At 72.6% G+C, this 13,215-nt stretch carries 11 protein-coding genes; 3 read left to right on the plus strand and 8 right to left on the minus strand.

Annotated elements, in window-relative coordinates:
- Entirely contained in the window at positions 1-267 is a 267-nt protein-coding gene (locus EXE44_RS11335; RefSeq protein WP_137717224.1) for a hypothetical protein, read from the minus strand.
- Positions 264-917: a class I SAM-dependent methyltransferase gene (locus EXE44_RS11340; RefSeq protein WP_137717225.1), complete on the minus strand. Its 654-nt coding sequence runs from the start codon at positions 915-917 to the stop codon at positions 264-266. Before EXE44_RS11340 ends, EXE44_RS11335 begins: the two co-directional genes overlap by 4 nt.
- Positions 918-1,068: 151 nt before the next feature.
- Here EXE44_RS11340 and EXE44_RS11345 point away from each other — a divergent pair, with 151 nt between their 5' ends.
- Entirely contained in the window at positions 1,069-1,437 is a 369-nt protein-coding gene (locus tag EXE44_RS11345; protein WP_137717226.1) for a VOC family protein, read from the plus strand.
- 218 nt (positions 1,438-1,655) lie between these two features.
- On the opposite strand, the gene EXE44_RS20790 is transcribed toward EXE44_RS11345, so the two are convergent.
- The 5 genes from EXE44_RS20790 to EXE44_RS11365 all read right to left on the minus strand — a co-directional run bounded on the left by EXE44_RS20790 (position 1,656) and on the right by EXE44_RS11365 (position 6,277).
- Positions 1,656-1,829 carry a hypothetical protein gene (locus EXE44_RS20790; protein WP_173228915.1) on the minus strand — a complete coding sequence of 58 codons (174 nt, stop codon included), beginning with the start codon at positions 1,827-1,829 and terminating at the stop codon, positions 1,656-1,658.
- A gap of 72 nt (positions 1,830-1,901) precedes the next feature.
- On the minus strand, positions 1,902-2,954 hold the full coding sequence (locus tag EXE44_RS11350; protein WP_137717227.1) for a zinc-dependent alcohol dehydrogenase family protein: 1,053 nt from the start codon (positions 2,952-2,954) through the stop codon (positions 1,902-1,904).
- 106 nt (positions 2,955-3,060) lie between these two features.
- Entirely contained in the window at positions 3,061-4,089 is a 1,029-nt protein-coding gene (locus tag EXE44_RS11355; RefSeq protein WP_137717228.1) for a DUF4350 domain-containing protein, read from the minus strand.
- Positions 4,086-5,072: a S49 family peptidase gene (locus tag EXE44_RS11360; protein WP_137717229.1), complete on the minus strand. Its 987-nt coding sequence runs from the start codon at positions 5,070-5,072 to the stop codon at positions 4,086-4,088. Before EXE44_RS11360 ends, EXE44_RS11355 begins: the two co-directional genes overlap by 4 nt.
- A gap of 119 nt (positions 5,073-5,191) precedes the next feature.
- On the minus strand, positions 5,192-6,277 hold the full coding sequence (locus EXE44_RS11365; RefSeq protein ID WP_137717230.1) for a sulfite exporter TauE/SafE family protein: 1,086 nt from the start codon (positions 6,275-6,277) through the stop codon (positions 5,192-5,194).
- A 338-nt stretch (positions 6,278-6,615) separates the two neighbouring features.
- On the opposite strand from EXE44_RS11365, the gene EXE44_RS11370 reads away from it, so the two are divergent.
- Complete coding sequence (locus tag EXE44_RS11370; protein ID WP_137717231.1) at positions 6,616-9,018, plus strand: type II/IV secretion system ATPase subunit; 2,403 nt, start codon at positions 6,616-6,618, stop codon at positions 9,016-9,018.
- Positions 9,015-11,075 carry a type II secretion system F family protein gene (locus EXE44_RS11375; protein ID WP_137717232.1) on the plus strand — a complete coding sequence of 687 codons (2,061 nt, stop codon included), beginning with the start codon at positions 9,015-9,017 and terminating at the stop codon, positions 11,073-11,075. Before EXE44_RS11370 ends, EXE44_RS11375 begins: the two co-directional genes overlap by 4 nt.
- A gap of 30 nt (positions 11,076-11,105) precedes the next feature.
- On the opposite strand, the gene EXE44_RS11380 is transcribed toward EXE44_RS11375, so the two are convergent.
- Positions 11,106-13,208 (minus strand): dipeptide ABC transporter ATP-binding protein, encoded by a 2,103-nt coding sequence (locus tag EXE44_RS11380; RefSeq protein WP_394348230.1) that lies wholly within the window; start codon positions 13,206-13,208, stop codon positions 11,106-11,108.
- Positions 13,209-13,215: the final 7 nt, after the last annotated feature.

The raw sequence follows: 13,215 nt of genomic DNA on the forward strand, positions 1-13,215 counted from the left end.
TCACTCGCCGACCGCGTCGGCGGTCGCCGACGCGTACGCGGCCGCAAGATCGCCGTTCGGCAGGGCGTCGCGCGCCGCCGCGCAGCCCCACCGAATCCGGTCGCGCCGCTCGCCGGCCGGGAGCTTGTTCGTCGCCACCGTCTCGGCCGTGTCGAGGGTCGCCCGCGCGGTGTCGACGTCGCCGCGCTCGGCGGCCGTACGGGCCGCCGCGAGCAACTGAGTGAGGCTGGCGCGCACGTCGTGGGGAACCTCGTCGGGGTCAGTCACGGCTGGGAGCGGTCGTCGTCGGTCCGGTCGGCCGCCAGCCTCGCGAGGACGAACTCGGTGCTGCTCCCCAGCGGGTCGGTCGCGGTCCGCGTCTCGAGGTCGGCGAACCCGGCCGCGCGGAGCTGGTCGAGCGTGCGCTCGCGGCCGGGCGCGGAGAAGAACATCTCCCCGCCCATCCAGCCGCGCCGGACCGTCTCGAAGCGCCCGCTCGGCAAGGTCATCAAGAGCCGGCCGCCCGGCCGGAGGACGCGGGCAAACTCGTCGTACACCGTCGGGTGGCGCTCGCGCTCGACGTGAAACACCGCGTGGTAGGCCGTGATTGCGTCGAAGCGGTCGGCCGCGAACGGGAGCGCGGACATCTCGCCGTGGACGAGCCGCGCGTCGGGGACGGTCTCGCGGGCGAGGTCGAGCCCGCGGCGCGAGACGTCGAGCCCGACGCTGCCAGGCGGGAGGTTCGCCAGGGTGCGGGCGCCGTCGCCGCAGCCGACGTCGAGGACGAGCGGGTCGCCGTCGGTCGCGACCCGCGGGTCGCTCGCCAGCGCGTCGAGCAGGTCGTCGATCAGCGCCGCGTCCGAGCCGTCCGGGTCGCGGCGCTCTGCGTACGTCTCGGCGACCGTGTCCCACGCGCGGCGCACCGCGTTGCGGTCCATACGGACGCGACGGGCGCGAGCGACATGATTGCTCGGGCGGATTGGCGACGCGCCGCCCGCGCCGGCCGACCGGCCACGACAGCCGCGACGGCCGCGCCGAGCGGGGAGCCGGCGGTCGGGAATTTATGCCGGCGGGCCGCGAGGGCGACGCATGGAGATTCTCCACACCTGCCTGAACGTGGCGGACGCGGACCGGACCGCCGACTGGTACGTCGACGCGCTCGGCTTCGAGCGCTCGTGGGAGTTCACGGTCGCCGACGGCGACACTCGCAACGTGTACGTCGCCGACGGGAACGGCGTCGAGTTCCAGCTGTCGGACACGCCGGGCGAGGAGCCGAGCGCGGACGGCGACCGCTACGACCACGTCGCCGTCGGCGTCGACGACGTGGACGCGGCGTTCGCCGATATCGACCACCACGGCGTCGTAGAGGCGCCGACCGACCACCCGGAGGCCGGCGCGCGCGTCGCCTTCGTGAAGGACCCCGACGGCCACGTCGTCGAGCTGATCGAGCCGCTCTGAACGGCCGTCTCGGGGGGTTCGAAAGAAGAGTGAGAGCGCGTTAGCCGTCGGCGCGGCGGACTGCGACGACGACGAGCAGCGCGACGGCGACCGCGAGCGCGACCGCGCCGAGCGTCGGGATCGAGAACAGCCCCGGCTCTTCGACCGGCGACGCCGCTCACGGGACGGCGACGCGCGATAGAAAGTCGGGGTTCGAGGCGGGGTCGTGCCCGACCGCGTCAGTCGTCGGCCGGGACGCGCGGCTCCGCCGGGGGCTCGGACTCCTCCGTCTCGCCCGCCGGCTCGTCGACCGCGTCGACGTCGGGGGTGTCGTCGAGTTCGTCCGCCTCCTCGGACCGGTGACGCGCCTGGACCTCCTCCCAGGTCATCGCCTCGTCGTAATGATGGCACATGACAACTACCAACACGGACTGGGCGCTTCTAAAAGTTACGCCGAATCTGTCGAAAGAGGGCCTCTGAGCCGCCTACGCGTCGGCGTGGGGTTTGACGAGCACCTTGATCGCCTCCCGCTCGTCCATCATGCGGTAGCCCTCGGCGACGTCGTCGAGACCGACCGTCTCGGTGAAGATCGGCGCGGGGTCGAGCGTCCCCTGGAGCACGTCCGCCATCAGCTCCTCGGCGTAGGCGCGGACGGGAGCGACCCCGCCCGCGAGCGTCACGTTCTGCCCGAACATGCCGAACACGTCGAGGCCCTCGTCTTCGACGCCGTAGGGGACGCCGACGTACCCGATCGTGCCGCCGGGACGGACCGCGTCGATGGCGGTGTTCATCGCGCTCGCGGCGCCGACGCACTCCATCACGTGGTTCGGCCCGCCGTGGGTGAGCTCGCGGATCCGCTCGACGGCGGCCTCGCCGCGCTCGGAGACGGTCTCGGTGGCGCCGAACTCCTCGGCGAGTTCGAGGCGGTCCTCGTGGTGCCCGACGGCGACGATCCGCTCCGCGCCGAGCCGGCGCGCGGCGAGGACGCCGCAGAGCCCGACCGCGCCGTCGCCGATGACGGCCACGGTCGACCCCGCCTCGACGCCCGCGCTGACGGCCGCGTGGTGGCCGGTGCCCATCACGTCGGTGAGCGGGAGCAGCGACCGGAGGGTGTCCTCGTCGTCGGCGTACCGATCGGGCACGCGGACGAGCGTGCCGTCGGCGTGGGTCGAGCGGACGTACTCGCCCTGGCCGCCGCCGTTGTCGCCGCCCCACGAGTCGCCGTTCTCGCAGGAGGTATGGAGCCCCTTCCGGCAGAACTCGCACTCGCCGCAGGAGATCGCGAAGGGGGCGAGCACGCGGTCGCCGGGCGCGACCGAGGTCACGTCGTCGCCCACTTCCTCGACGATCCCCATCGGCTCGTGGCCGACCGGGGAGCCCGCGTCGCGGTCGCTGTCCCCGCGGTAGAACCAGAGGTCCGAGCCGCAGATCGCGGTGTGGGTGACGCGGACGATCGCGTCCGTGGGCGCCTCGATCTCGGGGCGCGGTCGCTCTTCGACGCCGATGTCGCCGGGTCCGTTGAAGACGGCTGCGCGCATGGCGTCCGCTACCGTCGCGCGCGGCAAAAATGAGCGGGTGTCGGAAGCCGAGGCGGACGGGACCCGATCGACCGATCGCCGGGCCCGTCCGGGGTCGGGCGACCGCTCAGGCGGCGGTGCCGTTCGTCGGCGGCTGCTGGCCGCCCGGCGGCGTCGGGCCGGTCGAGCCGCCCGCGCCGGGCGGCGTCCGGTCGTTCGTCACGAGGAAGTCGGCCAGATTCCCGATCAGCGCGTCGTTGTCCGCGCGTCGGGCGTTCTCCGGCGACAGGAAGTCGCCGTCGCCGATCATCACGACCTCGTCGTTGCGCACGAGGAGCGGCGCCTCGGTCGCCTCGCGGGTCGTGGAGAGCTCGCTGCCCTCGATCGGGCGCAGCACGTCGCTGCCGCCGACGGCCGTGCCGACCGGGGTCGCCGACGGGAACACCGCGCGGTCGACGCCCTCGGTCAGCGCCGAGTCGCCGGTCGCCTCGGCGTACACGCGCTGGTAGTTCAGGTCGTTCTCCGCCATGTTGTACACGTAGCCGGGCCGGGTCGTGACGTCGAGCGTCGCGTCGAGCGACGCGGCGCCGGGCTGGGAGTACGCCGCGTCGGGCTCGGTGGCGAGCACGACGTGGCCGCCGGACTCGACGAACGACTCGATCTCGTCGAGCTGCTCCGGCTCGTAGTCCGTCCGGAACGTCACGAACGCGTCGGCCTCGGCGAGCCGCTCGCCGAGCTGCGTCGGCCGGTCGGCGCCGGGCCGCGCGGGCGGTCGGCGCTGGTCCGGGTCGGGCACGTACACGTCCACGTCGTGGCCGTTCTCGATGAGCGCGTTCGCGAGCGGTCTGATGTCCCGGTCGTCGACGCCGCCGCCGCCGAGCCCGAGGAGGCTGATGGGGAAGGCCGGACCGGGACCGCTCGCCTCGACGCCGGGGTCGACGAGGACGGTCTGGGACGCCGCCGAGGCGTCCATCTCGACGGTCGCCTGGCCGGGGTCGTCGTCGACGACGACGTCGTCGTCGAGGTAGTGGTCGTTCTGTATCTCCGGGGCGGGCGCCGCGCCGTCGGCGGTCGCGAAGCCGACGGCCGCGGCGCCGCCGAGGACGGCCGCGAGGGTCACGACGAACGCGACCGCGAGCGTGGCGACGCGGGTCACGCGCCGACACCCCCGCTGAGCCGCGCCGTCTCGTTGCCGGTCGCCGTCCACTCCGTCGACGCCGCGCCGGCGTCACGGAGGTCGGGCTCGGAGAAGCGCTCGATCGTGTCCACGTGCGGCACGGCGGGCGTGTAGACGTACGTCGAGGGCATCGGCTTCACCTCGGCGTACCCGGGGTCGTTCGCGTGGATCGCGACGAGCCCGGAGTCGGTGCGGACGAGGAAGGGGATGCCGAACTCCTGTCCGGTCTCGCGGGTGTCGACCGTGTACTCGCCGAGGTTCTCCTCGGTGGCCGCCGCGTGGATCGCCTCGTTGAGCGAGCCGATCTCGTCGGCGAAGCCGTTGTTGACGGCCTCGGTGCCGAGGTACGTGTCGGCCTTCGCGACCTCTTCGCGGGGCATCTGGAACTCCTCGCCCCGTTCCGCCATCATCGCGTCGATGAACGTGTCCGCGAGCGTCTCCTGTTCGGCCCACGCCTGGGTCGGGTTGCTGCCGGCCTTGTCGGGGCCGCTCGGACCGAAGGGCGTCGAGCGGGCCGACGGCGCGGGGGCGTTCAGTCCGATGCTGCCGACCGTCGAGGTCGGCATCACGTAGATCTCGTCGGCGGGCGCCATCGCGTAGTAGCCGCCGGAAGCGCTGATCGATTGGACGCTCGCGATGACGGTCATGTCCTGGCTCGTCCGCTGGACCGCCTTGTACATCCGCTCGGAGGCGACGGGCGCGCCGCCCGGCGTGTCCAGTTTGAGGACGACCGCGCCCACCGAGTCGTTGGCGCGGATGTCCGCCAGTTCGCTCTCGACGTCGTCGGCGAGGGCCGTGTTGATCGGTCCCTCGATCTCGACGACGGCGACTGTGTCGTTCGGGTCGTTGGTCGCCGCGTACACGCTCGGAGCGAGCACGGCGCCGACCAGAGCCGCGGCCAACACGACGACAGCCACCTGCTGTCGCGACGTGAGGGCCGTGGAGGGCTTGTCTGCTGACATCGCCGTGTAACAACTGCGGCAAATGTGTGAAAAAAACAACGATGGAGCGCCGGCGGCGAGCGCGGTACGTCGCCGACGAATCGAGAAGCGCTACGGGCCGCGCCGCCGCGGGACGCGGCTCAGATCCCGCCGCCCGCCATCGCGAACAGCGCGACGGCGATGATCGCGAACAGCCCGCCGACGCCGGCCTTGATCGTCCCCGTGTCGAGCGCGGTCGAGACGTACGGCGCGATCTGGCCGCCGAGCGTCGTCGCCGGGACCGTCCAGACGACCATGTTCCACGGGGTCGTCGCTAAGTCCATCGTGTGGCCGCCGACCAGTCCGCCGCCGAACACGTGGACCACCGAGGCCAGCACGGCCGTCGTCGCGACGACGATGTGGTTCGTGCCGATGGCGACCCGGACCGGGACCTGCGTGCGGAGCATCGAGATGATCCCGAGCTCGCCGATCCCGAAGCCGGCGAGCCCCTGGAACACGCCGCCGACGCTGTAGTTGAGGAACCGTTCGAGGTAGCCGCCGCGGGAGTAGGTGTAGTCGTCGCCGTCGCGGTCGACGCGCGTGACGGTGCCGGAGTCGTCGGTGTCGACGCCCGCCGGGCCGAGCTTGTTGTCGTCGTCCGGGAGGTCGGGCGAGGGGCCGCCGTCGGTCGCGACCTCCTCGTCGTCCGCGCCCCCGGTCGGGTCGCCGTGACCCAGGTTGGCCTTGAACAGGAGGTACGACGCCGCCAGCAGCGCGATCCCGAGCAGGGCGTGGAACAGCGGCTCGGGGATGACGAACGAGAGGAGCGCCCCGCCGACGACGAAGGGGACGCCGCCCAGCACGAGCGAAAGCGAGAGCCGCCGGTCGACGAGCCCGTACTGGATGAACGCGAGCGACGAGCTCGACAGCCCGAACGACTCGCTGATGAGCCCGATCTTCACCAGCGTCGTCGGCTCCAGGGGGTACGCGACCAGCGGGAAGACGAAGATGAGGAACGGCACGAACAGCGCCGACCCGCTGATCCCGACGGTGTTGACGATGGTGGCGCCGGTGACGAAGGCCAGGAACAGCCACCAGTACTCGGTCCAGTAGTCGACGCCGGCGTCGGCCGGCGTCGGCGCGAAGGCGTACACCCCCGCGACGAACAGGAGCGGGGCGAGGAACACGAAGACGTGTTGGTAGCGCAGAAAGGCGCGCTGAAGGTCGCTCGACAGTGACGTGCTCATTGAGGCGTGGAACGCGAATTACGTGGGATATTATAAATGCGTTTCCACACGTCACGATAGTGATGAACGATCGTCAACGTCGCGGAGGTCGCCACAGCGGCCGCGAGGCCGGCGAAATACGGATCGCCGTCCGAACGTTTCCGCAGCCGTAAATGAATACTCTGTGACAGAAAGAAACGGTTAAACGGAGCCGTCGGTCAACCCGCGGATCGAACGATGACGCGGGAGCTCGGGACCGCGGCGCGCGGCGGCTCGGGAACGGCGGCGTCCCCGACGCGCGCGACGACCGCACGGCAGCGAGCGACGACGGCGGATCGAGGAACGCGGGGGACGGCGCGGTGAACGACGGCGCGACCCTCCGGATCGTCGACGAGCCCGACGAGGACCCCGGCGGCGCGGTCCCCGCGCCGGTGCCGCCGGCCGACCCGGAGGCGTGGTACGCGCCGGACGTCCGGGCGCAGTACGAGGCGGCGCCCGGCGTGGTCGCGACCGTCCGCGAGCGCGACGGCGGCCGGTTCGGCTACGACGTCCGCGAGCCGCCGCTGTCGCCGGCCGACGAGCGCGCGCTCGACCGCGTCCGCGACCGCTTCTCCGCCGTGCGACACCGCCGCCCGCTCACGCGGGTCGGGGTCGTCGAGCGCGCCGAGCGGGGGTTCGAGCCGAAGTACGCGACCGCGATCGACCGGTTGGTCGACGCGACCGCGGCCGCGCGGCGCCGGATCGACTACCACGCGCTGCGGGAGTTCCGGCTGCTCGGCGAGCTCACCCCGGTCGCCTTGGACGACCGGATCGAGGTCGCGGACGTGGGCGACGACCGCGAGCTGGTCGTCCACACCGAGACGTTCGCGCCGCTGGAGACCGGGATCGACGCCGACGCCGACTACGTCGAGCGGGTGGCCGCCGAGCGGCTCGCGCAGTACGCCGTCGAGTTCGCCGGGCTCGCGGTCGAGGTGGTCGTCTACCGCGAGCGGCTGCTCGGCTCCGACGCGTTCGAGACGAAGTACGCCGTGCTGGAGCCGGACCTGCTCCCGGGCGACGAGGCGCTCATCGAGGAGTGTAAATCGCGGATCTGGGAGACGACCGTGAGCGACGTGATCGAGGACCGCGAGTCGTTCGTCGCCGCCCGCGCCCGGCGCTTCCTCTCGCGCCGGCTCACCGCGCGCAACACCCGCGCGTGGCTCGACGCCGCGGTCCACCGGGCGCGGGCCGCGCTCGCGGACCGGGGGCTCGCCGCGCCGCCGGTCGACTCGCGGTACGCCCGGGACCGGCTCGACGACCTCGCGTACTACGTCCTCCGGGACTTCGTCGGCGAGGGAATCCTGACGGTCCCGATCCGCGACCCCCACCTGGAGGACGTGGAGGCGAACCGCGTCGGCGAGCGCGTGAAGGTCGTCCCCCGCGCCTCGGTCCTCTCGGGGACGGCGGACGACGGCTTCGGTTCCGGGGTCGACGGCGCGCCTGAGGCCGGGACCCGCGTCCCGACGAACCTCGCGTTCGAGGACGAGTCGACGTTCGTCGACGTGGTCACGGGGATCGCCGCCCGCGACGGCACGGAGCTCAACGCCTCGACGCCCTCGGCGAAGGTGAACCTCGAACTCGACGGGGTGCCGCAGACGATCCGGTGTGCGGTCGCGCTGCCGGTCATCTCCGAGGGCGGGCCGCACGTCTCGATCCGGAAGCAGCGCGCGGACGCGCTCACCCCGGTCGACCTGATCGAGCGCGACACCCTGTCGGTCGACCTGGTGACGCTTCTGTGGCTGCTGTACGAGCACCGCGGCGTCGTCCTCTTCGCGGGCCCGACCGGCGTCGGCAAGACGACGCTGCTCAACGCCCACGCGCCGTTCATCCCCTTCGACGCCCGCCCGGTCTCCGTCGACGAGGGCTCCCGCGAGGTCCGCTTACCCCACGAGACCGGCGTCTCGCTCACCACCCGCGACCACGAGGACGCCTACAAGTCGGTGGGGATGGCGGAGCTGATGACCGAGGCGAACTACCTCAACCCCGACGTGGAGGTGATCGCCGAGATCAACACCCCGGAGAGCTTCGAGACCTTCGCCGAGAGCCTGAACACCGGCCACGGCGTGATCGGGACGACGCACGCCGAAGACGCCGAGGCGCTCGCCAACCGCCTGCGCGAGCGGGACCTGCCAGCCCGCCTGCTCCGCGAGGTCGACCTCGTCGTCTTCCCCCGGCAGGTCGACGGCGAGCGGTACGTCTCCCGGGCGATCGAACCGCTCTCCGAGGCCGCGTACGACGACCTCGACCCGGCGGCGAAACGGAGCCCGAGCGGCGACCCGAAGCGGGGCGGCGCGGGCGTCGTCGAGGCCGGCGGCGAGTCAGTGCGCTACAACACGGTCGCGTGGCGCGACGGCGACGGGGCGTTCCGGTTCCCCGGCGCGCCGGGCGGCGACGCGGAGGGGTCGAGCGGGGGCGCGACCGCGGCGGGCGACGCTCCGAGCGACGGCCGCGGCGGCCCGCGGTTCCGCGTCTTCGACCGGATCGCGGCCCGGACCGACCGCGACCGCGAGGCGGTCGCCGCCGAGTTCGCGTCGAAGCGCCGCTACGTGGAGTACCTCGTGCGCGACGGCGTCGACGACCCCGAGGCGCTGTTCGAGTTCCTCGCCGACCTCCGCACCGACGAGGCGGCGACCGTCGAGCGCGCCGCGCGGACGATGGACCGGGACGGCGACGGTGACGGCGACGGGACCCGTGACGGCTCAGCGGAGCGGGGGCGACCGTGAGTCGACGGCGCGCGACCGGGACGGTCGGAGCGAACGCGGGCGAGGGGAGAACCGCAGAGTCGGGCGCGGGCGAGGAGAGGACTGTCGAGGCCGGCGCGGGCGACGCCGACGCGGCCGACGCGCTCGCGGCGGGCGGCCGCCTGGCGGTCGTCGACCGCGTCTGCTACGCGCTGTTCGCGCGCCACGCGAGCGACCGCCGGCACGACGCCGACCGGAAGCGGTACCGCGGGACCGCGCTCGGGACCGGCTTCGAGACGTACCTCGCGCGGGCGTACGGCCTCTCGTGGGTCGTCGCGGCCGCCGCCTTCTTCCCCGCCCTGGTCGTCGCGGCGGGCGCGGCGCCCGCGGTCGCGGCCGCGGTCGAGGCGCGGTTCGGCGCGGCGCTGCTCTCCGCGGGGTCGACGGCCGTCCCCGCGCCCACGCCGGACTCAGTGGGGCCGCTCCGGACGGACCACGCCGCGCTGCTCGTCGCGGTCGCGGTCGCGCTCTGCGCGAAGCGCGCGACGGTGGCGGCCGCCGGGCTCGGCCTCCGGTGGGCGGTCGCGACGCGGCGGACGGACATCGAGCGCACGCTCCCCGGGGCGGTGCGGTACCTCGAGCTGCTCTCGTCCGGGAGCGACGCGCCGCGGGCGATGCTCCGGAAGGCGGCCGACGGCGAGGCGTACGGCGCCACCGCCACCTCGCTGCGGAAGGCGCTCAACGCCGCCCGGCTCGCGGGCAGCCTCGACGAGGGGCTCCGCCGCGTGGCGCGGGACACGCCCTCGCGGGAGCTGCTCGCGCCGTTCCTGCTGAAGTTCCGGAAGCACGCCGCGACCGGGGACGAGGCGCTCTCCGAGTTCCTCGCCACCGAGCGCCGGATGCTGTCCCACCGGCAGGACCGCGCCCGGAAGCGTGCCCGGCGGTTCCTCGAACTGCTGACGGGGCTGTTCGTCGCCGTGCTGGTGTTGCCGGCGCTCCTCGTCATCGGCGCGACCGCGCTGTCGGTCGTGATTCCCGAGCTGCTCCCGCCCGTCTCCACGCCCGTCGGCGTGGTGCCGACGCGGGCGGTGGTGCTGTACGGCGCGGTCGCGTTCCTCGTCGCGTTCGGCCTCGCGGCCGCGGTCGCGGTCGGCACGCTCCGCCCGCCGAGCCAGCGCGCGAGCTACGAGGCGCCCGCGGACCCGCGGGCGCTCGTCGCGACCGCCGGCCGCAACCCCGCGAGCACGGCGGTCGTCGCCGCGGGGCCGGCCGTCGCGCTCGCGATCTGGCTCGCGGTCGCGGGCTACACGCTCGTCAACGTCGTCCTCGTCGGGTACGCCGCCTTCGCGGTGCCCGTGGGGCTCGTCGCCGCGCGGCGCACCCGGATCGACGACGCGAAGGACCGCGAGCTGGCCGACTTCGTCCACGCCGTTTCGGGCCACGTCGCGCAGGGGCGCCCGCTCGAAGCCGCGGTCGCGGCGGTCGCGCGCGACGCCGACCTCGGCGTCCTCGACGACGACGTGGCCGACCTCGCGTTCGCGCTGCGCTCGACGACGGCGCCCGACGGGGCGGCCCGAGCGAGCGCCGGCGCCGGGGCGGACGGCGTCGACGTTCGGGCGGCCGCGATCGAGCGGTTCGTCGACCGCGTCGACACCCCGCTCGCGGCGCGGACGCTCGGGCTCGTCACGGGCGCGCTCGACGCGGGCAGCGACGCCGACGCGGTGTTCGAGACGCTCCGGATCGAGGTCGGGCGGCTGTACAGCGAGCAGCGCGCGCTCCGCTCGGCGATGCAGCCGTACATCGCGGTGGGGTGGGCCGCGGCGGTCCTCGTCGCCGGCGTCGTCGCGGTCGTGAACACGCAGGTGGTCGACGCCGCGCGCTTAGCGGAGATCGCCGCCACCTCGGAGGCGGTGACGGAGCCGGAGGGCGTGTACCCCGAACTGGAGCGCTTCCGGCTGTACGTCGTCACGCAGGCGACGGTGCTCGCGTCCGGCTGGTTCGCCGGGACCGCCGCGCGAGGGCGGTACGCTGCGCTGCTCCACTCGGGCGCGCTGGTGGCGTGCTGTTACGTGGTGTTCACGGTGGGGGGGCTAGTGTAAAGAGAGACTGGGACCCGTTGGACAGACGGCTCAGTCGACAGAGTCCCAGTTGACCTCGTCGGCGTATTCCTCGCGCATAAGGTGACAGCCGATCGTCTCGCCGTCGACCTCGTGGTCGGTCGGCTCCTCGCGCTCGCAGACCTCCCCGATCTTTCGCGGACAGCGCGGGTGGAACCGGCAGCCGGACGGCACGTCCGACGGGTCCGGCACGTTCCCCTCGAGGATGATCCGGTCGTCGCCGTCCTCCAACCCGGGGATCGCGGACAGCAACGACTCGGTGTACGGGTGATACGGCGGCTCGAACACGTCCGCGGTGCGGCCGTGTTCGACGATTTCGCCGAGGTACATCACCGCGACGCGGTCGCAGACGTACTCGACGACGGAGAGGTCGTGGCTGATGAGCAGGTACACCAGACCCAGCTCCTCCTGGAGGTCGGCCAGCAGGTTCAGGATCTGCGCCTGGACGGAGACGTCGAGCCCGCTGACCGGCTCGTCGAGGATCAATACCTCAGGGTTCACTGCCAGCGCGCGGGCGATTCCCACGCGCTGCTGCTGGCCGCCCGACAGCTCGTGCGGATACCGCTCTAGGTGCGACTCGTCAAGGCCGACCGCATCGATGAGCTCGGTCACACGCTCGGGCCGCTCAGTCTGGTCGTCGATGTCGTGGAGGTCCATCGGTCGGCGGACGATCTGCCGGACGGTCCGACGCGGGTTCAGACTCGACTGCGGATCCTGGAAGACGATCTGGAGGTCGCGGCGCAGCGATCGGAGCTCGTCGGAACCTGCGGTCGTGACGTCGCTCTCGCGGTACGTCACCGATCCGTCGGTCGGCTCGATGAGGCGGAGCAGCGTCCGGGCGGCCGTCGACTTGCCGCAGCCGGACTCGCCGACCAGCCCCAGCGTCGATCCGGCTTCTATCTCGATGTCGATCCCGTCGACCGCCCGCACCGGCTCCGGATCGCCGAGGAGGCGACCGAGCAGGCTGCCGGTGTCGAAGTGCTTCGTGAGGTTCTCCGCTTCGAGCACCGGACCGGGCTCGCCGTCGCTCCGGTCATCGATGCGATCCGTCTGCCAAGAGAGCGACCGCGACTCGTGGTCGTAGTCGTACTCCATCTTTTCGACCTGCTCGTGACGGTAGCAGGCGACGGAGCGCCCCGTCTCGTTCGGGACCGGCTCCAGATCGGGGTGTGCCTCGCGACACTCCTCGGTCGCGCCCGGGCACCGGTCCGCGTACTTACACCCGGCCGTGGAACCGGTGAGATCCGGCATCTGCCCCTCGATCACGTCGAGCCGGTCGCGGTCGTCGGGGTCGACGGCCTCGTCGACGCTCGTGATGCTCGCGAGCAACCCCTTCGTGTACGGGTGACGCGGGTCGGTGAACAGCACCTCCGCCGGTCCGGACTCGACGATGCTCCCGGCGTACATCACTGCGACGCGGTCGCAGATCTCGCGAACAACGCCGAGGTCGTGGGTGATGAAGAGGATCGACATCCCCAGGTCCTCGCGGAGGTCGTCGAGCAGTTCGAGGATCTGGGCTTGGATCGTCACGTCGAGCGCCGTCGTCGGTTCGTCCGCGACGAGCAGGTCCGGCTCGGACGCGATCGCGATCGCGACGACGACGCGCTGTTTCTGTCCACCCGAAAACTCGTGCGGATAGTCGTCGGCGCGCGTCTCCGCGTCGGGGATCCCGACACGGTCGAGGAGGTCGACCGCCTCCTGCCGCGCGGCGCTCCGCGAGAGGTCGCGCGCCGCTTCGACCGCCTCTGCGACCTGTCTCCCCACCGTCATCGTGGGGTTCAGCGTCGAGGTGGGGTCCTGAAACACCATCCCGGTGTTTTCCGCGCGGAACTTGCGGAGGCGCTCGGGAGAGAGCGAGAGGACATCCGTACCCTCGAACTCGACGCTCCCGTCGACGATCTCGCCCGGGTCGTCGATGAGGCGGAGCACGGAACGAGCGGTCGCGCTCTTGCCCGCGCCGCTCTCGCCGACGAGCCCGAGGATCTCTCCCCGATCGAGATGGAAGTCGACGCCGTCGACGGCGTTGACGACGCCCTCGTCGGTGCGGAACACCGTCGAGAGACCGTCGACGGTCAAGACCCTGTCACGCGTCTCTGTGCTGCCAGCCGACGCCATCGGCGTC

It is taken from the genome of Halorubrum sp. SS7 (assembly GCF_005435055.1).
In the GTDB taxonomy this organism is placed as follows: domain Archaea; phylum Halobacteriota; class Halobacteria; order Halobacteriales; family Haloferacaceae; genus Halorubrum; species Halorubrum salinarum.

Excerpts from the sequence above, each read along its gene's own strand:
- EXE44_RS11340 (WP_137717225.1), bottom strand. The coding sequence starts at position 917 with ATGGACCGCAACGCGGTGCGCCGCGCGTGGGACACGGTCGCCGAGACG.
- EXE44_RS11345 (WP_137717226.1), top strand. The coding sequence starts at position 1,069 with ATGGAGATTCTCCACACCTGCCTGAACGTGGCGGACGCGGACCGGACC.
- EXE44_RS20790 (WP_173228915.1), bottom strand. The coding sequence starts at position 1,829 with ATGTGCCATCATTACGACGAGGCGATGACCTGGGAGGAGGTCCAGGCG.
- EXE44_RS11350 (WP_137717227.1), bottom strand. The coding sequence starts at position 2,954 with ATGCGCGCAGCCGTCTTCAACGGACCCGGCGACATCGGCGTCGAAGAG.
- EXE44_RS11360 (WP_137717229.1), bottom strand. The coding sequence starts at position 5,072 with ATGTCAGCAGACAAGCCCTCCACGGCCCTCACGTCGCGACAGCAGGTG.
- EXE44_RS11365 (WP_137717230.1), bottom strand. The coding sequence starts at position 6,277 with ATGAGCACGTCACTGTCGAGCGACCTTCAGCGCGCCTTTCTGCGCTAC.
- EXE44_RS11380 (WP_394348230.1), bottom strand. The coding sequence starts at position 13,208 with ATGGCGTCGGCTGGCAGCACAGAGACGCGTGACAGGGTCTTGACCGTC.